Annotated in this window: 24 protein-coding genes; 15 read left to right on the top strand and 9 right to left on the bottom strand. The window is 39.4% G+C overall.

Translation table 11 applies throughout. The annotated features are described in order from the left end of the window. Nucleotides 1-299 precede the first annotated feature (299 nt). On the top strand, nt 300-1,973 hold the full coding sequence (locus H5115_RS05075; RefSeq protein ID WP_182753972.1) for a P-loop NTPase fold protein: 1,674 nt from the start codon (nt 300-302) through the stop codon (nt 1,971-1,973). Nucleotides 1,974-2,059: 86 nt separating this feature from the next. On the opposite strand, the gene H5115_RS05070 is transcribed toward H5115_RS05075, so the two are convergent. From H5115_RS05070 to H5115_RS05060, 3 genes are read right to left on the bottom strand one after another with little or no spacing between them, the layout of a single operon-like run. Beyond that, nucleotides 2,060-2,683: a hypothetical protein gene (locus H5115_RS05070; protein ID WP_182753970.1), complete on the bottom strand. Its 624-nt coding sequence runs from the start codon at nt 2,681-2,683 to the stop codon at nt 2,060-2,062. Further along, complete coding sequence (locus H5115_RS05065) at nt 2,670-3,278, bottom strand: sigma-70 family RNA polymerase sigma factor (protein WP_259396330.1); 609 nt, start codon at nt 3,276-3,278, stop codon at nt 2,670-2,672. The genes H5115_RS05070 and H5115_RS05065 overlap by 14 nt, the downstream gene beginning before the upstream one ends. A gap of 14 nt (nt 3,279-3,292) precedes the next feature. Next, entirely contained in the window at nt 3,293-3,928 is a 636-nt protein-coding gene (locus H5115_RS05060) for an energy transducer TonB (protein ID WP_182753968.1), read from the bottom strand. A gap of 156 nt (nt 3,929-4,084) precedes the next feature. Here H5115_RS05060 and H5115_RS05055 point away from each other — a divergent pair, with 156 nt between their 5' ends. Next, entirely contained in the window at nt 4,085-4,591 is a 507-nt protein-coding gene (locus tag H5115_RS05055) for a DUF3087 domain-containing protein (protein WP_182753966.1), read from the top strand. 34 nt (nt 4,592-4,625) lie between these two features. After that, nucleotides 4,626-5,075: a low molecular weight protein-tyrosine-phosphatase gene (locus H5115_RS05050; protein ID WP_182753964.1), complete on the top strand. Its 450-nt coding sequence runs from the start codon at nt 4,626-4,628 to the stop codon at nt 5,073-5,075. Between the two features lie 50 nt (nt 5,076-5,125). Here the strand turns inward: H5115_RS05050 and H5115_RS05045 are convergent, their stop codons facing one another. Continuing rightward, complete coding sequence (locus H5115_RS05045) at nt 5,126-6,238, bottom strand: energy transducer TonB (protein ID WP_182753962.1); 1,113 nt, start codon at nt 6,236-6,238, stop codon at nt 5,126-5,128. Nucleotides 6,239-6,330: 92 nt separating this feature from the next. Continuing rightward, nucleotides 6,331-7,443 (bottom strand): energy transducer TonB, encoded by a 1,113-nt coding sequence (locus H5115_RS05040; protein WP_182753960.1) that lies wholly within the window; start codon nt 7,441-7,443, stop codon nt 6,331-6,333. A 251-nt stretch (nt 7,444-7,694) separates the two neighbouring features. On the opposite strand from H5115_RS05040, the gene ribA reads away from it, so the two are divergent. The 6 genes from ribA (at nt 7,695) to csrA (ending at nt 13,767) form a co-directional block, all read left to right on the top strand. After that, entirely contained in the window at nt 7,695-8,318 is a 624-nt protein-coding gene (gene ribA, locus H5115_RS05035) for a GTP cyclohydrolase II (protein WP_002961931.1), read from the top strand. An 81-nt stretch (nt 8,319-8,399) separates the two neighbouring features. After that, the gene (locus H5115_RS05030) at nt 8,400-9,188 is read left to right on the top strand and encodes a BPSS1780 family membrane protein (protein ID WP_024595741.1); all 789 of its coding nucleotides are present in this window, start codon (nt 8,400-8,402) and stop codon (nt 9,186-9,188) included. Beyond that, on the top strand, nt 9,188-9,640 hold the full coding sequence (locus H5115_RS05025) for a regulatory protein RecX (RefSeq protein WP_002961933.1): 453 nt from the start codon (nt 9,188-9,190) through the stop codon (nt 9,638-9,640). The genes H5115_RS05030 and H5115_RS05025 overlap by 1 nt, the downstream gene beginning before the upstream one ends. Nucleotides 9,641-9,659: 19 nt before the next feature. After that, entirely contained in the window at nt 9,660-12,260 is a 2,601-nt protein-coding gene (alaS, locus tag H5115_RS05020) for an alanine--tRNA ligase (RefSeq protein ID WP_182732947.1), read from the top strand. A 6-nt stretch (nt 12,261-12,266) separates the two neighbouring features. Continuing rightward, entirely contained in the window at nt 12,267-13,484 is a 1,218-nt protein-coding gene (locus tag H5115_RS05015) for an aspartate kinase (protein ID WP_024597680.1), read from the top strand. 91 nt (nt 13,485-13,575) lie between these two features. Beyond that, nucleotides 13,576-13,767, top strand: a complete 192-nt coding sequence (csrA, locus tag H5115_RS05010) for a carbon storage regulator CsrA (RefSeq protein WP_004587515.1) — start codon at nt 13,576-13,578, stop codon at nt 13,765-13,767. A gap of 50 nt (nt 13,768-13,817) precedes the next feature. Here csrA and H5115_RS05005 read toward each other — a convergent pair whose 3' ends face one another. The 3 genes from H5115_RS05005 to H5115_RS04995 all read right to left on the bottom strand — a co-directional run bounded on the left by H5115_RS05005 (nt 13,818) and on the right by H5115_RS04995 (nt 14,843). Further along, nucleotides 13,818-14,285, bottom strand: a complete 468-nt coding sequence (locus tag H5115_RS05005) for a YcxB family protein (RefSeq protein ID WP_182674001.1) — start codon at nt 14,283-14,285, stop codon at nt 13,818-13,820. A 134-nt stretch (nt 14,286-14,419) separates the two neighbouring features. Then, nucleotides 14,420-14,611: a hypothetical protein gene (locus H5115_RS05000; protein ID WP_002961938.1), complete on the bottom strand. Its 192-nt coding sequence runs from the start codon at nt 14,609-14,611 to the stop codon at nt 14,420-14,422. Between the two features lie 58 nt (nt 14,612-14,669). Beyond that, entirely contained in the window at nt 14,670-14,843 is a 174-nt protein-coding gene (locus H5115_RS04995) for a DUF1328 domain-containing protein (protein ID WP_002961939.1), read from the bottom strand. A gap of 519 nt (nt 14,844-15,362) precedes the next feature. On the opposite strand from H5115_RS04995, the gene H5115_RS04990 reads away from it, so the two are divergent. The 5 genes from H5115_RS04990 to H5115_RS04970 all read left to right on the top strand — a co-directional run bounded on the left by H5115_RS04990 (nt 15,363) and on the right by H5115_RS04970 (nt 19,850). After that, nucleotides 15,363-15,608 carry an OadG family protein gene (locus H5115_RS04990; protein ID WP_002961940.1) on the top strand — a complete coding sequence of 82 codons (246 nt, stop codon included), beginning with the start codon at nt 15,363-15,365 and terminating at the stop codon, nt 15,606-15,608. A gap of 11 nt (nt 15,609-15,619) precedes the next feature. Next, the gene (gene oadA, locus H5115_RS04985; RefSeq protein ID WP_182753958.1) at nt 15,620-17,401 is read left to right on the top strand and encodes a sodium-extruding oxaloacetate decarboxylase subunit alpha; all 1,782 of its coding nucleotides are present in this window, start codon (nt 15,620-15,622) and stop codon (nt 17,399-17,401) included. Nucleotides 17,402-17,414: 13 nt separating this feature from the next. Next, nucleotides 17,415-18,545 carry a sodium ion-translocating decarboxylase subunit beta gene (locus tag H5115_RS04980; RefSeq protein WP_008134608.1) on the top strand — a complete coding sequence of 377 codons (1,131 nt, stop codon included), beginning with the start codon at nt 17,415-17,417 and terminating at the stop codon, nt 18,543-18,545. 143 nt (nt 18,546-18,688) lie between these two features. Then, nucleotides 18,689-19,660: an aldo/keto reductase family oxidoreductase gene (locus H5115_RS04975; RefSeq protein ID WP_024604017.1), complete on the top strand. Its 972-nt coding sequence runs from the start codon at nt 18,689-18,691 to the stop codon at nt 19,658-19,660. A 13-nt stretch (nt 19,661-19,673) separates the two neighbouring features. Beyond that, nucleotides 19,674-19,850 carry a hypothetical protein gene (locus H5115_RS04970; RefSeq protein ID WP_182737294.1) on the top strand — a complete coding sequence of 59 codons (177 nt, stop codon included), beginning with the start codon at nt 19,674-19,676 and terminating at the stop codon, nt 19,848-19,850. Between the two features lie 74 nt (nt 19,851-19,924). Here H5115_RS04970 and H5115_RS04965 read toward each other — a convergent pair whose 3' ends face one another. Continuing rightward, entirely contained in the window at nt 19,925-21,238 is a 1,314-nt protein-coding gene (locus H5115_RS04965; protein ID WP_182753956.1) for a peptidoglycan DD-metalloendopeptidase family protein, read from the bottom strand. Nucleotides 21,239-21,561: 323 nt separating this feature from the next. Here H5115_RS04965 and tyrS point away from each other — a divergent pair, with 323 nt between their 5' ends. Next, on the top strand, nt 21,562-22,761 hold the full coding sequence (tyrS, locus tag H5115_RS04960) for a tyrosine--tRNA ligase (protein WP_007585427.1): 1,200 nt from the start codon (nt 21,562-21,564) through the stop codon (nt 22,759-22,761). The last annotated feature ends 12 nt before the right edge of the window (nt 22,762-22,773 follow it).

The following is a 22,773-nucleotide window of genomic DNA, read 5'->3' as shown; positions in this document are numbered from 1 at the left end:
AGGAAGTCAGGGCTCAATCTACGTCACAGCATTTTCACACTCTGGTTGGGTACGAGCTCACTGTCTTCCCGATGTGACAAGTGCTAGCTAAACACTCATCAAGAAGAGATACAAGGTTGGGTTGAGTGACACGAAACCCAACGTTTCACCAATGCAATGAGCACACCCAAAGCTAAGTATGTGGTGTTTATTGTAGGCGCTTAGCTTGCTGGCGCGTCGGGCGGTAGCCCGAAATAAATGCAGCGGTTGATAATTCGATATTACACTATGTGAAAAATCACGATTTAAAAGGACATTAAATGAAAGAATTCAGAGGCTTTAATTGGGATAAGCCAACTAACCGAAACGTGAATGAATATTTCCCAGCAGATAAATTAGACAGAGCGCGCTATGCTATGTTTCTATCAAAACTTTTGGTTCAAGAGGGTTTTGATAAGAGTCGTACTGAAGCAGAACAGAAGCGAAACTACGTATTAAATTTAAATGCAGAGTGGGGCGCGGGGAAAACATATTTTCTAAAACGTTGGTCACAGGATTTAGCTGTAGATTATCCCATTGTTTATATTGATGCATGGCAGCAGGATTACTCGGACGACCCGTTTTTAACTGTAATTGCCGCAATAATTGAACAACTAGGTAAACAAGCTTCATTTACTATTAAAATACCTAATAAAGCTGCATCAATATTTAAGGCTGTAGCACCTGCAATAGCGCAAGGGTTAACTAAAAAAATATCAGGCATTGATCTAGCAGAGCTTAATACATTGTTATTTTCTGAAGAAGATGAAGAGAGTGAGGACAAAGATTCTGTAAAGCAAAATAGCTCCGAATTTTCACCTGCTATAAAAGCTTTAGCACAAAACTTAATTAAAGATCATGAAGCTAAAAATAAGAGTATTGAAGTAATAAAGTCTAAGTTAGCTGATTGGGTCAGTAAGTTTGAGAAGCAGGAAGATAAGTCGTTACCCATATTTATTTTTATTGATGAATTAGATCGCTGCCGCCCAAGTTATGCAGTAGAAATGTTAGAGACGATTAAACATATTTTTGATGTTAAAGGTATCGTGTTTGTTGTAGCAACGGATACAGAACAACTCCAACATACAATCAAATCAATTTATGGTGAAGGCTTTGATGCTAAGATTTACCTAGGTCGCTTTTTTAATAGTCGCTATAGTCTAAAGCGTCCTGTTTTAAAAGACTTTTTATCAGTACATAGCGATACAACTAAATTTGAATCTGCGTATTTAGAAAGTAAAAATATTGAGCTACTCCCTCGAACACAGACACCAGAAACCGCTTTAGCTAATATCTCAGTTGTTTTAGATGCGTTTCAGGTATCAGCAAGAACAGCCATTCAGATTACTGAGCGAATTACTGCCATTATTGTAAATTTACCAAGAGGTAAAAAAGTAGATGTACTCGTTCTCGCTATCTTATTTTGTATTTATGAAAAAGACCACTCACTTTATGAAGAGGTAATAACAGGAAGGTTTAAACGAGATGGAAAAAACCATAAGGGCGAAGTACGAAATATAAGCTTAAATAATTTTTTAAAACAGAGTATTCAAGAAGTACAACAACTAGCTGAGATAAAATACTTTATTGAACCATTATCTTACACAAATTCATTCTACTTAGGTCAAATGGCAAGTAGAAATAATAATTTTGCTACTGGAAATTACTCTATACAACTAGCTGAATTTATTGATAGTATCTTTTGCAGAGTATTTAATAATACAACAAATTCTTTGGCTGCAATGGTTAGTTCAAGTAGTGAGAATGTAACGGCACTTCATAGCGCTGAACAAAACTTAGCAAATGCTGATGTGAGAAAGCCTAGGGTTGGCAATATTACACTATTATGGTTAAGTTATATTTACATAAAAGATGGCTATAAAGAAATTACCAAAGAGCACTACCGTGGTTTTATCGAGCTTTCCTCACCATTAGATTACATGGGCGATAGTTAACTATCTCTGTGCAGCGCGAAGCGCCTCTGTGTTCTCGGTGGTAATATTTATCTAAATTACCACCAATCTTAACTGAGCCAAACCACCTAAGCCCCACATTGCTTAACCCCAGCGCCCGCATGTTTAAGCCCAATAATCTGCCCTTTACCATTATGCGCCATAGCCAACGTGTCACCCGTATTTAGACCACTTTCTACCGCATGTTTACCCTTTAAATCACTTAACAGTGAATGCTTAATTTGCACGAGTACTTCATCATTACAGCTGGCTATGTACCAGTCGTTATCTACCTTCACTAGAGTGCCGTATTCTATGTGGCGTTGTTGGTGGCGGCGTAAATCGTTAGCTAATTGACTATCGAGCGCGTGTTTTTGCTCGTTTATGGAGCTTGCGTAGCTACCAGCTTGGTTTATTTCGTGTGTTTTTATAATTGAATAGTCGTGAATGTCTATAGTGTTAAATACGCTGTTAAGCACAGTTTTAGGCGCGTGGTTAATGCCATCGTTATTATCAAACACAATAAAAGCAAATACACCCAGTGCGCAGGCAAGGCTGGTTAGCTGCAGCGTAAAGCCGAACTTTTTAGGCTTTGTGTGCGTGGCCTTTTTAACTAGCACTTTTTGCTGAGCGCTTGTAAGTGTAGTGCGCGCTTTTCGCTCTTTGTAATGTTGTGTGAGCTTTTGATCAAGCGGCTCATCAGGCTTGTTCATTGTTTGCTCCTAATAAACGTTTAAGGTTTTGCTTGGCATAGCGCAGCCTTGTTTTAATGGTCTCAAGGCTGCTTTGCGTTATAAGTTCTATGTCGGCGAGCGAAAAGCCTTCTTGTTGTAATGTTATGGCTTCACGCTGTACAAAGGTAAGTTGTTTTAGCGCAGCGTCGAACGCGTCATAGCTTATGTTTGAGCTGCCTATATGCGAGTCTTTGCTAGTTAAGTCACCACTATTTAAGTTGTTTTCGCTTTTATCATTTTGTGCTGCTAAATGCGTGTTTTCGTCAAGCTCTACAAAGTGCTGTTGCCTGCGGTATTCGTCAATGAGTGTGTTGCGGGCAAGTTTAAACAACCATGCTTTGGGTGTGGTTTGCGCTTGGTAAAGGTGGCGTTTTTCGATTACTTTTAGCCATGTTTGTTGGCTTACGTCGTATGCTAAATGCGTATTAGATTGTGTAACAAGGTAGTGGTATAAGTCGTTACTGTAGAGGGCAATAAGCTGCTCTAAGTAACGATTGTCGCCACTTTTTGCGTAACTTGCCATGCAGTCCTTGCTTGGCGTTTCAAATAACCATGACTTAATACTTAGTAGCATAGGCGTTTAGTCCGTTAAATAGAGTTATCTAATTTAAAATCGAGCTGTACGGTTTGACCTGTTTGTAATTGTGCCACACCTTCAATTACTTTGGGGCGATATTTCCAGCGTTTAATGGCTCTTATTGCTTCGCGGTCAAAGGTACGTTTTGGCTCGGCGTTAATAACTACTGGGTCGATTACTTCCCCCGTTGGCGAAATACTAAAGCTTAGTTGTACCCAACCTTCAATACCATCGCGCACGGCTGTAGTTGGGTATTTAGGGTTTATGCGCACTATGGGTGTTGCATCCCCAGTAGGGCGATTAATAGTATTGTTAATGTCGCTACCAAAATCGTCAATCGTAACTGGCGTAAAGTCGCTAATTGCCAGCACAGGATCGGCTGATGTATCAAGCGGTGGAGCTTTTTGCGGCACTTTAGGCATTGGCGGTGGCGGCTGTATTTTTTGTATATGCCTTAGCTTTGAATCCTCAGGTGCCTGAAAAATCTCTACTATAATATCGCCTCCTGGTTTTACCGGTGCCCGTTGCTCGCCACTTATTAAATATTGCATAAACGCAAAAGCTACAAAGGTCATCACTGCACCACCAATAACGGCGGTCGATGCTTTAATAAATACTGGGTTGTTAGGTATTTCAAGTGTGTGCATAAGCCGCTCCAAATTTTATTGACCACTACAATTAGGGTGTTTTCAAAGCTATAACGGGTGGCAAATCAAAAAGGGGTGAAATAATTTTATAAAAAATGTGGGGTTTAGTTACAATAGCCATTCGCATTCTTTTACTTATTAACTTTTTAGGCTGTTATGCAACTCATTGAAATAAATAAAGCGCGTTACCGTAAACATTTAAACCGTGTTATTGCAGGATGCGGTATTGGTTTGGCTGTAGGCAGCTTGGCTATATCGCAAACACTGATTGCTTTATTTCCTGATGAAAGTGGTAGCCATTTTCATTGGAACTTAATAGGCGTTGCTATTACAAGCGTTGGGCTTGCGTGGTTACTTAATAAATACCGTACACATAGCTTTATGACTGAAGTTGTTTATGTGTGGGAGCTTAAAAAAGCACTTAATAAAATAACCCGTAAAATGGCTAAGTTAAAAGCTGCTGGCCGTGAAGGTAATGCCGATGCGTTATTAGCGATTCACTATAGCTACGCGGGCTCTCGGTTATTGTGGCAGCTAGACGATAACCTAATCACTATGGACGATTTAGCCATTAAACAAGCTGAGCTTGAATCTGTTGCAGCGCAGCATAACGTAACGCTCAACGTTGAAGATTACGAAGAAAGTATTTTAAAACAGTTTTAAAGCTTAGGTTTTTAAATTAGTTAGAGGAGCCTTAATGAAAAAAGTACTCATAGTGTGTTTAGGTAATATTTGCCGCTCGCCAACCGCAGAGGCGGTATTAAAAGCCCGTGCTCAAAAGCTAGGCGTTAACGTTAAAGTTGATTCGGCAGGCACTATTGGTTATCACGAAGGTAAAACGCCTGATAGTCGCTCAATGGCAGCAGGGGAGAAGCGCGGTTACAGCTTTAAAGGCATTTATTCACGTAAAGTGCGTACAAGCGACTTTACTGAGTTTGATTTAATTTTAGCGGCCGATACGCAAAACTTAGCTGATTTAAAAGCCCAGTGCCCTGAGCATCTACAGTACAAATTAGCGCTGTTTTTAGAGTATGGCGAGCAAGCCCAAAGCGCTATTCCTGATCCTTATTACGGCGGCGATGGTGGCTTTGAAAATGTGCTCGATTTAATAGAAGCGGCTAGCGATAAAATACTCGCTAAAATTTAGGACTAATTTATAAAGTTAAAAAGTGCCAAACGGCGCTTTTATATTTTAGCTTAGCGGTTAATTTTAAAGTCGAGTTGTACTTGAGAAATAGCGCTAACAGGTTTGCCATTTTCAAACTTTGGCGCGTAACGCCATTGCTCAAGCGCTGCTTTGGCTGATTTTTCAAATGCTCTGCCGCCTTCTGAGCTAAGTACTTTTGGGTTTTTTACAAAGCCAGCTGCGTCTACCTCAAACTCCATAACAATGCTACCATCGGTACTAGATCTGGCTTTGTTAACTGGATATTTAGGATTAACACGGTAAAGCGGCGTTTGCTCTTGCGATTCTTTCCATGGCACCATTTGAGCGATAGCTAGGCAATGTTTAGTTGCTTCTTCGCTTTTACCTTGTTTTTCGTACAGACCTACAAGCTTTGAATGAGCTGTTAGCTCTGCACTATGATCAAAGTTTAAGTTACTATCGAATACAGTAACTATACGATTTAGCCTTTCAATCGCTTGATTGTATCTTTTACGACCCTCTGCGAATGAGGCCATTAAAAAATCGGCTTTTATGCGCTCTAGTGAGTTTTCAGGTAAGTTTTCTTGGTAGTATTCGTCGGCTTCTTCTAGGTAGTTTTTAGCCTCACGATATTTTTTAGAACTAAACTTTTTAGCCAGTAGCGTTGCAGCTTCAAGTTTCATGTCGGCTACAAACTTAGGGTTATTTTGTGTTTTAGCTATACCTATTACTTGTTCTAAAAAGTTAGCTGCTTTGTAAGCTGATGTTGTGTAGTTAGCTTTTCCGAGCAGTGCATCAACTGTTTCTATTGATTGTTTGCCGTGATTAGCCGCTAAAATAGTATGTGCTTCATCATAAAGTGCAAAACGTTGTTCGTATAGCTCATCGCCGTAGCCTTTAATAGCTTTAGCGTAGTTAATAGCTAAGTTAGCAGTATTGTCGTCGCTTTTACCGTAAACGGCTTTACCTGATGTGTAAGCAAGTTTGGCAGTTTGTTGTACGTTTTTGTCTGCTTTAACTGCTGCTAAATAGCTTTGGTATGCTTGGCTAAATACTATTTGAGGATCGCTTGCTTGGCTTGCAAGTACTGTAGTACTTAAAGTGGTTGCGCTTAAAGCAGACAAACTTAAACCTATAAATAAAGCGAGTTGCTGACGTTTCATAATAATCCCTATTAACTTTTAAATTGAAACTAGGTTGACGTAATTACAACAGTTTCTTATTAATATAATTTTTGACTGAATGGTAAAAATACTTAAAGGCGTTCAAAATACAGTTCAGCTTGTGTTGTTGCATTTACAGGTTTTCCATTTTTAAACTTTGGAGCGTAACGCCATTGTTTAACTGCGGCTATCGCTGATTTTTCAAATGCTTTAGAACCCTCAGAACTAATAACCTTAGGACTTTGCACAAAGCCATGGGTATCAACAGTAATCTCTAATATAACTATTACATGACTTTTAGTTTCACCGCGAGGGTATATAGGCTCGGTTATGTAGAGTGGATTTTGCTCTGAGGTATTTTTCCAGTGCGTATTTTTAGCAAAGGCTAAGGCGTGTTTAGTCGCTTTATCGCTTTCATCTTGTTTTTCATATAGCTGAACTAAGCCAACATGCGCATTAAGCTCATAGCTTTGATCTAAATTTTTATATTTATCAAATAAGCCAACTATACGGTTTAGCCTTTTAGTTGCTTTGTCGTAATCTTTACGGCCACTCTCAAATGAAACCATTAAAAGGTCAGACTTTATACGCTCTACTGCATTATCAGGTAGCTGGGCTTGGTAATATTTATCTGCATCTTGAGCGTATATTTTCGCTAAAGAGTATTCGCTATGGCTAAACCTATAAAGTAATGTTTCTGCAGCTTCAAATTGCATATTGGCGACAAGGCCTGGGATATTTTGTAATTCAGCGATTTTAATGAGTTGCTTAAAGTTTTTGACTGCGATATATGATTTATTGGTATGAGTGGCTTTGGCTAGTAGCGTATCCATAGTCTCTATTGAGTTTTCACCATAGTTTTTAACTAAAATACGGTGGGCCTGTGAATACAAATCAAACCGTTTCTTTTCATTGCCATTCCCTATAACCATAATGTTCTTTGCAGTATAATTATTGATGGCTTTGGCGTAGTTAATAGCAAGGTTCGCCGTTTCATTGCTATTTTCTCCATATAGAGCGAGCCCTTTTTGATAGGCAAGTTGTGCTTCTTTTTCAGCTTGTTCTTTGGCTGCAACAAATGCTGAGTCAGTTTCTTCGGCGTTTGCAGATACAACTTGAATGCTATTTACTTGGTTTGCGAAAGTGCAGTTAGCAAAGGCTAATAAGCTTAATCCTATCGATATGGCGAGCTGATGGTGCTTCATAATAATCCCTATTATTTATTAGCCCAGAAAATTACCAAAACTATCAAGGCCTGTCATTATTTTAGGTAAATTAAAGTAAACAAGCGAAGTTGAAATATTCGGGTTATTTATTGCTTAACAATCATTGAAAATAACGCCTGTCGTCGCCATATATTTGCCATAAACAGTCTTGTACTACGGTGTATTTATCCTATTTTGTGATACTATCACTTTATTGTCGTGTCGTAGTTATTTAAATATTTGGATTTGTCGTGGCGCAAGTAAGAGCAAGAGTCCAGCTTAAAGTTGGCAGAAATAGTGATATCCCTGCAGAAATAATCTCATTTACTGATTTAAAAGATGGTAAAGAACATATTGCTATGGTGTTTAACAACGCCGATACAGAGCAAGATGTACCGCTAATTCGTATGCATTCAGAATGCCTAACGGGCGATGTATTTTACTCATCGCGTTGTGATTGTGGTGAGCAGCTAAATGAATGTATTGAAATGATGCACGAGCAAGGCGGTATTTTATTGTATTTACGCCAAGAAGGCCGTGGCATTGGTTTATACAACAAAATAGACGCTTACGTATTGCAATCGCAAGGTATGAACACCTACGAAGCTAATAATCATTTAGGTTTTGCTGATGATTTACGTGATTTTTCGGATGCGGTATTAATGCTCAATGCGCTTAATTTAAGCCACGTTAAATTAATGACTAATAATCCTAAAAAGCTTAATGCATTAAAAGATGCCGGTATTAATGTTGACTCGGTTGTGGGCACACATGCGCACATTAAAGCGGGTGTTGCGGGTAATAAATCGTACCTAGAAACAAAAATTAAGCATGGCGCGCATATGTTAGATATTAAGAAAATTAAAAAACCTTAATTATTTAATTACGTTTCGTCTATTAATCCCCCCTCACGCCAAGTTATACTTGGCGTGTTTCGTTTTAAATTAAGAGCAAGTATGTCTACACAATTACGAATTTTTAAAGCCGATGCAGGGCTAAAGTGGTTAAAAGCCGGGTGGCTTATTTTTAAAACCCAGCCAGCAACCTTTATTTTTATGCATTTATTTATTGGCATTGTAGGGCTGCTGTCTTTATTTTTACCGCTGCTGCAAGTAGTAGCAGCACTCGCTACGCCATTTTTAACCGCAGGGTTTTACCAAGCGGTGCTTAGTAAGCAGCAGGGCGGAAAAATTATGCTAGCCGATATTCTCAAGCCATTTACGGCTAAGGGAAATCGTTTAGGGTTATTACGTTTAGCACTTTATCAAATGGGTGCGGGTATTTTAATGGCGTTACTTGCTAATGGCTTATTTGCCGATGCAGTGGCTGTTATGAGCCAACCAGGGCTTGATCCAAACGTGGCACTTGAACAAATGCTTGAGAGTATTTCGGGCGCGAATGTAATTTTATTTTTTATGGCAATGCTAATTTATTTAACGGCATTTGCGTACGCTGTGCCACTTGTTTATTTTAGTAAAGAAACACGCATTTTAACGGCGCTTAAAAAGTCGTTAATGGTGTTTTATCATAATATTTTGCCACTTGGCGTTTTTGGCCTTATTTGCGCATTATTTATGGCGCTTTCGATGTTCTTATCGTTCTTACCACTGTTGATTTTAATGCCGATTTGCTACATTAGCTTTTTTGTATCTTATCAAGCCATTTTTATGCCTGTTGTACCATTAAGTGACGACATTAATGTTAAGCCACTTAGCAGTGAAACAAGCGGACGTTTTGACGCTTAATGGATGATAAATTAAAGCAAAAACTAAAAAACTATGTACTTTGGTTACTAGGGCGCCAAGAATATTCGCGTCGTGAGTTAACGCTCAAATTACAGCAAAAAGAAGCGACAGAAGAGTTTATTGAAACGCTGCTTGATTGGTGCGAAAAGCACAATTTTATCAACGAGCAGCGATACTGTGAAGGCTTTGTAAGAAAACACATATTTAAATGCCACGGGCTTAAGCGAATACAAAGCGAAGCTATGGGCAAAGGGATTGATCGTTCGCTACTTGAAATGGTAGTTGAAGAGCTTGAAATAGATTGGTTTGAGCTTGCGCAGGATGCGTACAATAAAAAATATTCGAATACACCGCCAGATCTCGATTACAAAGATAAAGCTAAGCGCGTGCGCTACTTAATGTATCGGGGTTTTAGCTACGATGAAATTAATTTTGCAATGCAAGCACAGTAAATACAGGTGAGACTTTCAAATGCAGCACATGACTACCGCACAAATTAGGCAACAGTTTTTAGACTTTTTTGCCAGCAAGCAACATCAAATAGTACCTTCTAGCTCGCTTATACCGGGTAACGATGCCACGTTGTTATTTAATAATGCCGGCATGGTGCAATTTAAAGATGTATTTTTAGGCGCAGAAAGCCGCCCTTATACACGTGCGACAAGTTCGCAGCGCTGTGTACGTGCTGGCGGTAAGCATAACGATTTAGAAAACGTAGGCTACACTGCTCGCCACCATACATTTTTTGAAATGTTAGGTAACTTCAGCTTTGGCGATTACTTTAAGCAAGACGCGATCAAGTTTGCGTGGGAGTTTTTAACTGAGGTTGTTAAATTACCTCAAGAAAAACTGCTTGTTACTATTTATCACGATGATGAAGAAGCGTTTGAGTATTGGTCAAAAGATATTGGCTTAAGTGAAGATCGTATTATTCGTATTGCGACCTCTGACAACTTTTGGTCTATGGGCGATACCGGTCCATGTGGTCCGTGTTCTGAAATATTTTATGACCATGGTGAGCATATTTGGGGCGGACCTCCGGGCACTCCAGAGGAAGACGGCGACCGTTTCATCGAAATTTGGAACCTTGTATTTATGCAATACAACCGTCAAAGCGACGGTACTATGTTGCCTCTACCTAAGCAGTCTGTTGATACGGGAATGGGCCTTGAGCGTATTTCTGCAATTTTGCAGGGTGTGCATTCAAATTACGAAATCGATTTATTCCAAGGCTTAATTGCAGCAGCTGCAAGTGTTACTAACGCGCAAGATATGGACGATAAGTCACTACGCGTAGTGGCGGATCATATTCGTTCGTGTGCGTTTTTAATCTCTGACGGTGTTATGCCATCTAACGAAGGTCGTGGTTATGTACTACGTCGTATTATTCGTCGTGCTGTGCGCCACGGTAATAAGCTAGGTGCACAAGGTTCGTTTTTCTATAAATTAGTTGCTGCGCTAATTGAGCAAATGGGTCAAGCGTACCCAGAGCTTGCTAAGCAACAAGAAATTATCGAAAAAGTATTACGCATTGAAGAAGAACAGTTTGGTAAAACACTTGAACGTGGCTTAGCTATTTTAGAAGAAAGCTTAAGTGACCTTAAAGGCGATATTATACCGGGCGACTTAGTATTTAAACTTTACGACACGTATGGTTTTCCAGCTGATTTAACGGCCGATGTTGCGCGTGAGCGCCAGATGACGATTGATCATCAAGGCTTTGAAGAATGCATGGCTGTACAACGTAAAACAGCGCAACAAGCGGGTAAGTTTGGTGCTGATTACAACGAGCAATTAAAATCAGAAAAGCTTACTGAGTTTAAAGGCTACGACAGCACACACCATAGCGCGACAGTGGTAGAAATTTTTGCCGGTGGCGAAGCTGTTCAGTTATTAGAAGATGGTCAACAAGGTATTGTAGTATTAGACCGCACACCGTTTTACGCTGAATCAGGCGGCCAAACGGGCGACACGGGTACTATTACAGTTGCTGGTGGCGAATTTAATGTTACTAATACCACTAAACTTGGTAATGCTTTTGCTCACCACGGTACTGTGCAAGGCCGCATTGGTGTTAACGATAAAGTGGATGCGACTATTGATGATGTACGCCGCGATAGCATTAAGAAAAACCACACAGCTACACATATTTTACACGAAGCACTACGCCAATTATTAGGCGACCATGTAGGCCAAAAAGGCTCACTTGTTCAGCCTGATCGTTTACGTTTTGACTTTTCGCACTTTGAAGCGGTTACTAAAGATGAGCTACGTGAAATTGAGCGTGTAGTTAATGACGAAATTCGTCGTAACTTTGCACTCAATACTGAGCTTATGGCTATTGATGATGCTAAAGCGAAAGGTGCTATGGCGTTGTTTGGCGAAAAGTACGATGACGAAGTACGCGTAGTTACTATTGGCGACTACTCTATTGAGCTTTGTGGTGGTACTCACGTTGAGCGCGCAGGCGATATTGGTTTATTCAAAATAGTATCTGAAAGCGGTATTGCAGCAGGCGTTCGCCGTATTGAAGCGGTAACTGGTGCTGATGCAGTTGCTTATGTTAGCGAGCAAGAGCAACAATTACATGATGTAGCTGCTTTAGTTAAAGGCGATAGCGCATCGGTACTTGAAAAAGTAACCGCGTTACTTGAAAAGTCTAAAGGTCTTGAAAAGCAAATTGCGCAACTTAACGATAAGTTAGCAAGTGCAGCGGGTGCATCTTTACTTGATTCGATTGTTGAAATTAACGGCGTTAAGCTACTTGTAGCAAATGTTGAAGGTACTGAATCTAAAGCACTGCGCGGTATGGTTGATGACCTTAAAAACAAAATTGGCTCAGGTGTTATTGCCCTCGGTGTTGCCAGTGGCGACAAAGTAAGCCTAATTGCTGGTGTAACTAAAGACTTAACAGGCAAAGTAAAAGCCGGTGAGTTAGTTAACCACATGGCAGGCCAAGTAGGTGGTAAAGGTGGCGGTCGTCCAGATATGGCACAAGCCGGTGGTAGCGAGCCACAAAACCTTGCTGCTGCACTAGATAGCGTTACAGCTTGGTTAACTGAGCGTACTTAAGCCTAAGTGGCGCTTATTGTTCAAAAATTCGGTGGCACTTCGGTCGGCTCGATAGAGCGAATTGAAGCGGTCGCCGACCTTGTTGTAAAAACCAGACAACAAGGACACCAAGTGGTTGTGGTGCTCTCGGCTATGTCGGGAGAAACCAACCGCTTAATTAATCTCGCCAAACAAATCGATACTCGCCCGAGTAGCCGTGAACTAGATGTACTAATTAGCACCGGAGAGCAGGTTTCTGTATCACTACTTGCTATGGCTATTATAAAACGTGGCCACTCTGCTGTGAGCTTATTAGCCGATCAAGTCAATATTTTAACCGATAACATGTTTGGTAAAGCTCGTATTGCAGAGGTTGCTGCTACGCGTTTGAAGCATGAGCTTGAGCATAATCGTATTGCTATTATTGCTGGGTTTCAGGGGCGTGATGTTGAGGGCAATATTACAACGCTTGGGCGCGGCGGCACTGATACATCGGCTGTAGAAATAGCAGCGGCTATAAAAGCTGACGAATGCCAGATCTATACAGACGTTGACGGCGTATATACTACAGATCCTCGTGTTGAACCTAACGCGCGCAGAATGAGCCAAGTTACCTTTGCCGAAATGCTAGAGCTGGCAAGTTTAGGGGCGAAAGTTTTGCATATTCGCTCAGTAGAAGCCGCAGGAAAACATAATGTGCCACTTAGGGTGCTTTCGAGCTTTAATCCCGATGAAGGTACATTAATAAGTTTTGAGGAGAACGATATGCCAAGCAAGGTTGTATCGGGGATTGCGTTTAATCGTGACGAATGTTTAATTAAGGTACAAGGTGTGCCAACGGGCACGCAATATCTTTCAAAAATATTGAAACTTTTTGCCGAAAATGGCATCGAAATAGATATGATTAATCAAGTTAATCATAACTTTGAAAAAATAGACTATGCTTTTACTGTGCACTCGAATGATTATCTGCAAGCACTTGAATTATTGAGTGAAGATCAAGCTCAGCTCAGTGCTCAAAATATAAGCGGATTGCAAGCAGTAGCTAAAGTTTCTGCTGTTGGCATGGGTATGAAATCACATTCTGGTGTCGCTAGTTTATTTTTTGATGCATTAGCGCAGGAAAATATTAATGTGGTTTTAGTCTCGACTTCAGAGATTAAAATTTCAGTTTTAATAGATGAAAAGTACTTAGAGTTGGCTGTTCGTGCATTACACAAGGCATTTTTAACAGAAAATGGATAGATTGCGAGTTTTTACTTACTTTTCAGTCTAATTTTCATTAGTATGTTTAAGCGGAATCTTATAATTTTTATTGGAACATGGGAGCAAGAGAATGCTAATACTAACTCGTAGAGTAGGTGAAACCCTAATGATCGGTGACGAAGTAACAGTTACTGTTCTAGGTGTTAAAGGAAATCAAGTTCGAATCGGTGTTAATGCACCAAAAGACGTATCAGTGCATCGTGAAGAGATTTACATGCGCATACAAGCTGAAAAGTCGAACCCTAATCCGGGCAATGCTTAATCAACACGTATACGTAGTTGAGTAATTAACTCAACTAGACTAAAAGCCACTCACTGAGTGGCTTTTTTGTTTATAAAAGCGAGTGTTTCAGGACTAAGTATTTGTTTTGATATGTACTGCATGCCGCTTTTGTTTTTAATAATAATACCTTGTTGGGTGTCTATTACTTCGCTTATATTTTGCCATTCTAATTGATAGCTTTTGTAATGATTAGCAGATTTAATACCTTCTTCATCAAAGGTAAGTGTTACCTCAGAGCCTGATGCTCTGCTGAGCATTTGTCTGGTTACCCACCATGGTCTGCGATAGTAAAAAGCGACGCACTCGAGTACCGCTAACATGATCATAAACGATCCTAAGTAATGATCGTCTAAAACATAAATGCCAAATAAACCAAGCGCAACTAACAACACAAGTAAAAAGTATTTAGGTTTTGCACGCTTACTATAAGGGAGTGACTCATCAAAACACTCGTAAAAGTAGGGTTTATCTAATGTGTAGGTGGTTGTGAATACCATTTTGCCTTGCTTTAAATATCGTTTTTTTTATTTTAACAAGCTAACTGCTAAATGAGCAGCTTTATAGTCAGTGATTTTATTACTGGTACAAAAAAACGGCTCGAAAGCCGTTTTTTTTAGCGGTACAAGAAGAATTAACAGTTAGTTTCTTCAGCGTTCACGCCTTCTTTAACATTTTCACATGCATCTTCAACAGAGTTTTGCACGTCAGTTACTGCTTCGTCGATACGTTCGCCAGCATCTTCTGCATGGTTGTCTTCACAACCCATCATGAAAAAACCTGCAAATACTGCGATTAGTGCTGCTTTTAAAGTTGTAGAGTTCATAGTGTAATTCCTTGTAAGTATTAATTAAATTTTAGTGTTTGTCAGTTGAATGCTTTATCTACCTGGGTGATTTACCACGTAGTGCACCTGAAACTAATGAAATCACTAAAAGTACTAAAAAGATAAAAAATATAATTTTTGCTATACCAGCTGCGGCACCTGCGATGCCACCAAAACCTAACACTGCAGCGATTAAAGCAATAACTAAAAATGTAATTGTCCAGCGTAACATTGTTTTCTCCTTGGTTATCAAATTTGCTCATAATAACTAATGCCAGTTATATGCCAAAGTTTATTTTGTATAAATATCAATTGCTTATGATTTTTTGCTGTTATTCTAGTTATTAGTTGGTTAGTAACTTTTACGCTTTGTTATGTAAGTTATTCACACTGTTGCAAATAACTGCTAAATGTTCACTAAATAGACTTATTTTGGTAAGACCAATTAACAAGTGGTGTGTGGCTTTGCATTTTATATTAAGAATTAGTGTTTATTTTTACTTAGCTTGATAGTTAATTAACAACTTCCATATAACTATTAGCTATAGTCGTTATTTCTTGTATGTATTGTAGAGCGCGTGATTGCTGAGTTATAGCATGTAAATTAATTGAGTGTTATGTTGTTTATTGTTTAATTGGTTTTACCAATTTACAAGATGTAGACAAAACGATTAGTTTTGTTATTATCCAGTGAATAAATATTTAATTAAATCGATTTTTTATTTTCGATATGGGTTTCAAGGGGAGAAAAATGGATATAGGTGCTCTACTCACAACGGCTGGTAACTTAATGCTTACTGGCATGGTTGGGGTGTTTGTATTTCTGTCGATATTAATTGGTGCAGTAACGCTTATGTCTAATTTGGTGACGCGCTTTAGCGAACCTGACGTGGCGACACCAGTTAAATCACCATCTTTTAAATCTCAAGGTGTGCCTAATGAGCACATCGCTGCTATTAGTGCTGCCATTGCTCAGTACAAATCAAATAATAAATAAGGGGCACACACATGGCTAAATTAAAATTAACAGAATTGGTATTACGCGATGCTCACCAATCATTATTAGCAACGCGTATGCGCCTAGACGATATGCTACCGATTGCTAGCAAATTAGACGATGCGGGTTATTGGTCTATTGAATCGTGGGGTGGTGCTACATTTGACTCGTGTATTCGTTATTTAGGCGAAGATCCTTGGGAGCGTATTCGTGCACTTAAAAAAGCGATGCCTAATACTAAACAGCAAATGCTATTACGCGGTCAAAACTTATTAGGTTACCGCCATTACGCTGATGACGTAGTTGAAAAATTTGTAGAACGTGCACATAAAAATGGCGTTGACGTATTTCGTATATTTGATGCAATGAACGATGTTCGCAATCTAGAAACAGCTATTAAAGCGGCTGTAAAAGTAGGCGCTCACGCTCAAGGTACTATTTCGTACACAGTTAGCCCAGTTCATACACTTGATATGTGGCTAACTCTTGCAAAGCAGCTTGAAGATATGGGTTGTCATTCAATTTGTATTAAAGATATGGCGGGTTTATTAAAGCCGTACGATGCTGAAAAACTAATTAAAGCACTTAAAGAAACTGTATCTATTCCAATTGCTATGCAGTGCCACGCTACAACAGGTTTAAGTACTGCTACTTACCAAAAAGCAATTGATGCTGGCATTGATATGCTCGATACCGCTATTTCATCAATGAGTATGACTTATGGACATTCTGCAACTGAAACTATTGTATCGATAGTTGAAGGGACTGAGCGTGATACTGAGCTTGATTTAAACCACCTAGAAGAAATTGCTGCTTACTTTAGAGATGTACGTAAAAAATATGCGGCATTTGAAGGTAGCTTAAAAGGGGTTGACGGGCGTATTTTACTAGCTCAAGTACCTGGTGGCATGCTTACAAACATGGAAAACCAACTTAAAGAGCAAGGCGCAGCCGATAAGCTTAATGAGGTTTTACTTGAGATCCCACGTGTACGTGAAGATCTTGGCTTTTTACCTTTAGTAACACCAACGTCGCAAATTGTTGGCACTCAAGCGGTACTTAATGTGCTAACGGGTGAGCGTTATAAAACCATTACTAAAGAAACTGCTGGCGTATTAAAAGGTGAATATGGCTTAACACCAGCACCAATGAATAAAGAGCTACAAGAGCGCGTGCTTGATGGAGCGGAAGTTATTACTTGCCGCCCTGCAGATAACATTGCACCTGAGCTTGCAACGCTTGAAGCTGAGTTATTAAAAGAAGCACAAGAGCAAGGTTTAACACTTGCTGATGATCAAATTGATGACGTATTAACTTATGCATTATTTCCACAAGTTGGTTTGAAGTTTATTAAAAACCGCAACAACCCAGATGCATTTGAGCCAGTACCTTCTGTTGAAGATAAAAGCAGTAAAGCACCTTCTAAATCAGTTTCAAATGGTAACAAAGTGAAGGCTGAGCAGTACAGCGTAAAAGTAGATGGTAAAGTTTATGACGTAGTAGTAGCGCAAGGTGGTGAACTTAAAGAAGTAACATTAAAAGACTCTGAGCACATTCCTCAGTCTGCTTCGGTTGCATCAGGTGAAACACTTAACGCGCCTCTAGCCGGTAATATTTTTAAGATTAAGGTAAAAGCTGGGCAAGTTGTTAACGAAGGCGATGTAGTGATTATTATGGAAGCCATGAAAATGGAAACTGAAATACGCGCTACGCATACCGGAACAATTGCTGAAGTGTTAGTTAGTGAAGGCGATGCTGTAACTACCGGCGACGCTATGATTGCATTAGCTTAGGAGTAAATAGAGGATGGAAGGTATTTTAAACCTCTGGAATGCGACAGGCATTGCTAACTTTACAATCCCATCGTTAATAATGATTGCGGTAGGGTGTTTATTACTGTTTTTAGCGATAGCTAAAGGCTTTGAACCACTATTATTACTACCTATTGGTTTTGGTGCAATTTTAACAAATGTACCAGTGGCAGGTTTGTCAGACCCAGGTGGGCTTTTGTACTACGTTTATTATGTGGGTATTGATACGGGGATTTTTCCGCTGTTGATATTTATGGGAGTAGGGGCGCTGACCGACTTTAGCGCACTTATTGCAAACCCACGTATGTTGTTATTAGGTGCGGCTGCACAGTTTGGTATTTTTGCTACATTGTTTGGCGCTATATTACTTAACTATGTGCCAGGTTTTGAATTTACTCTACAGGACGCATCGGCTATAGCCATTATAGGTGGTGCCGATGGGCCAACAGCAATATTTTTAGCATCAAAACTGGCACCTGATTTACTAGGCGCAATAGCGGTAGCTGCGTATTCATATATGGCACTTGTGCCAATCATTCAGCCGCCAATTATGCGTGCGTTAACCACACCAGAAGAGCGCCAAATTAAGATGCCTGAATTACGTAAGGTATCTAAAAAGGAAAAGATTATTTTCCCCCTTATGGTACTTAGTTTAACGGCAATGTTTTTACCGGCTGCTATACCGCTTGTAGGTATGTTTTGTTTAGGTAACTTAATGCGGGAGTCGGGTGTTGTTGATAGATTAAGTAACAGTGCTCAAAACGAAATCATCAATGTTACAACTATATTTTTAGGCTTAGCTGTTGGTTCAAAGCTTGCTGCAGATAAGTTTTTAACTGTTGAGACGATTGGTATTTTAGTGCTTGGCGCACTGGCTTTTGCAATTGGTACGGCATCTGGCGTATTTATGGCAAAAGGACTTAACCGAATATCTAAAACGCCTATAAATCCATTAATTGGGGCGGCAGGTGTATCGGCTGTGCCAATGGCGGCACGAGTAGTTAATAAAGTTGGCCTTGAAAGTAACCCACATAACTTTTTACTTATGCATGCAATGGGACCCAACGTAGCGGGTGTACTTGGTAGTGCAGTTGCTGCGGGTATTTTATTAGCACTTGTTGGCTAAAAATGTAATTTAAAATAGATTAACCATTAAGCGCAGTTTACTGCGCTTTTTTTTTGTTCTTAATTTCTTCACCGCTAAATGGTTTCTTGTTTAGTGCTTTTTGTTTACAGTAACAGCTCTTCAACATTTTAAGGATAGTTATCATGCTTCACACACCTTTAGCAAAGCACTTGCCTCATGTTAGTAAACTTGTATTTGGATGTATGGGTCTGGGCGGCGGTTGGAATAAAGACGCAATCACTGATGCACATGTTAAGCAAGCTCATGAATGTATAGATAACGCCATTGAAGGTGGTATTAATTTTTTTGACCATGCTGATATTTATACTTTTGGTAAAGCAGAACAGGTTTTTGGTAAAGCATTAAGTGAGCGGCCAGAGCTTAGAGAGCACATGTATATTCAATCTAAGTGTGGGATTCGATTTGAAGATGACTTAGGGCCAAAGCGTTATGATTTTTCATCAAAGTGGATTGAGCAGTCAGTTGAAGCATCATTAAAACGATTAAATACAGATTATTTAGACGTACTTATGCTGCATCGCCCTGATCCACTCATGGAAGTTAACGAGATTGCTCGTATATTTAGTTGCTTAAAAGAAAGCGGTAAAGTGCGCAATTTTGCAGTGTCTAATATGCAGCAGCACCAAATGAACTTTTTACAACATGCGCTTGATATGCCAATTGTGGCTAACCAAATTGAGGCTAGTTTACAAAAACATCAGTTTGTTGATGAAGGTGTATATGCCGGTAACAGTGACGGTAAAGATCTTAATTTTACGCCAGGTAGTATTGAGTACTGTCGCCATTTTGAAATCCAAATTCAAAGCTGGGGTAGTTTATGCCAAGGCTTGTACAGCGGTAGTGATTTATCAAACGCATCTCAGGCAGATATCAACACCAGTCTTTTAGTTAATAAGCTGGCTGCACTTTATGAAACCTCTGCTGAGGCAATTGTACTTGCATGGTTGCTTCGCCATCCCGCATCTATTCAGCCAATTATTGGAACAACTAATGCTAAACGGATTAAAGCCTCTTGTGATGCTGTAAACGTAGAGCTAACTCGTGAGCATTGGTATGCACTTTATGTAAGCGCTAAAGGCCACGAATTACCATAAGTAGGGCGTTAATATGAACATATTCGTTATTTTAATTGGTTTGTTTGTTGCGCTGGCGATACTTATACCCTTGCTTGAAAAGTATCAAAGTAAAATAGGGCTCAACAGCGCAACCAAATACAGTAAATATATTTGGCCATTAGTGATGGTGTCTTTAGTTATTCAGCTCATTTATGTACTGATGTACTAATGGTTTATAGCGTATACAAAAAAGCCTTTGCAGGTTAAACCTGCAAAGGCTTTTTTAATGTTTATTGATAAACTTTATTTAAGTGCTAACTGTAGCTCGCGATTGCGCTCAAGCTGGGCAATAAAGTTATCAGCAATAGGTTTAAACTTGGCAAGTTCTGAGCGAGGTAATGGCTCTGACTTAGGAAGTTTTACAGTTTTAGGATTACGGTGAACGCCATTTACTAAAAATTCATAGTGTAAATGTGCACCAGTAACACGACCTGTAGAACCTACAGTACCAATTTGTTGGCCCTGTTTAACTTTTTGGCCCGTTTTAACTAGCTTCTTATTTAGGTGTAAGTACTTAGTTACATATTGCGTGCCATGGCTAATAAATACGTAGTTACCGTTGTACTTGCTGTAACCGGCTTTAATTACTTTACCGTTACCAGATGCAACAACAGGTGTGCCAGTGCGTGCAGCAAAGTCGATACCACGGTGGGCTCTAACTTGCCCAGTAACAGGGTGTAAGCGGCGAGGATTAAAGCTCGAACTAATATATTTAAAGCTTACAGGCGCACGTAAAAATGCTTTTTTCATGCTACGCCCTTCAGGCGTATAAAAATTGCCGTCGGTATGGCGAATAGCTGCAAAGCGCTGACCTTGGTTTACAAATTCAGCTGCAATAATTTTACCAGTACCAATAAACTCGCCATCAACATAGTGAGACTCGTAAATTAAGCCAAATACATCGCCTTTACGAATGTCGTTTGCAAAATCAACATCCCAACCAAATATGTCAGCAAAGTTCATTATTTGGCGCTCGCTTAAACCTGCTGCAATTGCTGAAGTCCAAAAGTTATTAGATATTTCGCCGCCAGCGGTTTTGGTTAGCGTTTCAATTTCTTTGCTATCAATAGCTGTATCGTAGTTACCTTCTTCGTTTAAGGTAACAAATAAAGTATCTGTTTTTGAAATCACATAGCGCAGTTGAGCTAAGGAGCCATCTTCAGCTGTCGCAAAACTAAGTATTTCACCTGGGTGAATTTTAGTCAGTTTGCGAGTCTCCGCATTAGTGTTAATTAGTTTATGAAGCGTTTGAGCCGAAAAACCAGCACGCTTAAAGATAATTGCCAAATTGTCGCCATTTTTAACTTTATGATTGACAAAGTCGTATTCTGGTAACTTTTCTGCTGCTTGCTCTGAATTTAGCTCAGTTAATTTTTCGTTGTTATCAACTTTAACTTGTAACTCATAGCGCTTACCAATTTCTAGTGCATTTGCACTATTGTCTTTGGATGCAGTGGCTTTTTCAGAAGGAAGAAAGGCTAAGCCAACAATAGCAGAAACCAAACCTAGAATAAGCAATTTGTGTTTTTTGGGGAGCGTGTGAACCACGTGAACCATAACGTGCCTTTTTCTGCTGTCAAGATAATAAATACATAATATTGCAGGATATACTTAATAATGTACGAATACTAGTGTTTTGTAGATTTAAACTGACCTTAAACTACGCTAAAATCAGGCTTAGAAAGCCTTTTTTAACGCTCTACCTAGCTAAGACTCAATTGATTTAGTTTAGTTGCATGAATCACTTAAAAAGTTGTTTTAATTAGGTAGAAATTTGTTATGTTAGCTACATCTATTTATTCGGTTTAAACCTTTATTAAACCGTGACTACGCAAGTAACTAGTCGCCCCTTCGTCGGCAGAATTTTGGAGTAATACACAGTGGATTTACAAACCGCTCTAGCAGAGATAAAACGCGGTGCAGAAGAAATATTAATTGAAGACGAACTAGTTGAAAAACTAAAGTCGGGCAAGAAGCTAAAAATAAAAGCAGGCTTTGATCCTACAGCGCCTGATTTACACTTAGGACACACTGTACTAATTAATAAAATGAAAACCTTTCAGGATTTAGGTCATGAGGTTATTTTCTTAATTGGTGACTTTACTGGCATGATTGGTGACCCAACGGGGAAAAACGTAACGCGTAAACCACTTACTCGTGAAGATGTACTGGCCAATGCCGAAACATATAAAGAACAAGTATTCAAAATTCTAGACCCTGCTAAGACCACTGTTGCATTTAACTCTACTTGGATGGAAAAGTTAGGCGCTGCAGGCATGATTAAACTTGCTGCAAACCAAACCGTAGCACGTATGCTTGAACGTGATGACTTTAAAAAGCGTTATGGAAGCGGCCAACCAATTGCAATTCATGAGTTTTTATATCCACTGGTACAAGGTTGGGATTCGGTTGCACTAGAGTCAGATGTTGAACTAGGTGGTACTGATCAGCGCTTTAACTTGTTAATGGGCCGTGAGCTACAAAAAGTAGAAGGTCAAAAGCCGCAAACAGTATTAATGATGCCATTACTTGAAGGTACTGACGGCGTTCAAAAAATGTCTAAGTCGCTTGGTAACTACATTGGTATTACTGATGCACCTAACGATATGTTTGGTAAAATAATGTCAATTAGTGATGTGCTAATGTGGCGTTACTACGACTTATTAAGTGCGCTTTCTATTGAAGAAATTGCAGCTCAAAAAGAACGTGTTGAGCAAGGTACGAATCCGCGCGATATTAAAATTGAACTAGCTAAAGAGCTAATTGCTCGTTTTCATAGTGAAGCTGATGCACAAGGTGCACATGATGATTTTATTCAGCGTTTTCAGAAAAAAGCGTTACCAGATGAAATCCCAGAGCTAACAATCACTATTGCAGAAGATACTATTTTAATTGCTAACTTGCTTAAAGAAGCAAATTTAGTAGTAAGTACATCAGAAGCAATGCGTATGATTAAGCAAGGTGCAGTTAAACTCAACGGTGAAGATAAAATCACTGATACCAAACTTGAAATAGCAAAAGGCACAACGGCTATTTACCAAGTAGGTAAACGTAAGTTTGCAAACATCACTGTAGCTTAAGCACAGTTTAAA

Source organism: Pseudoalteromonas sp. SR44-2, from assembly GCF_014163745.1.
Taxonomy (GTDB): Bacteria; Pseudomonadota; Gammaproteobacteria; order Enterobacterales; family Alteromonadaceae; genus Pseudoalteromonas; species Pseudoalteromonas distincta.
This window is presented reverse-complemented; position numbering and strand designations above follow the sequence as displayed.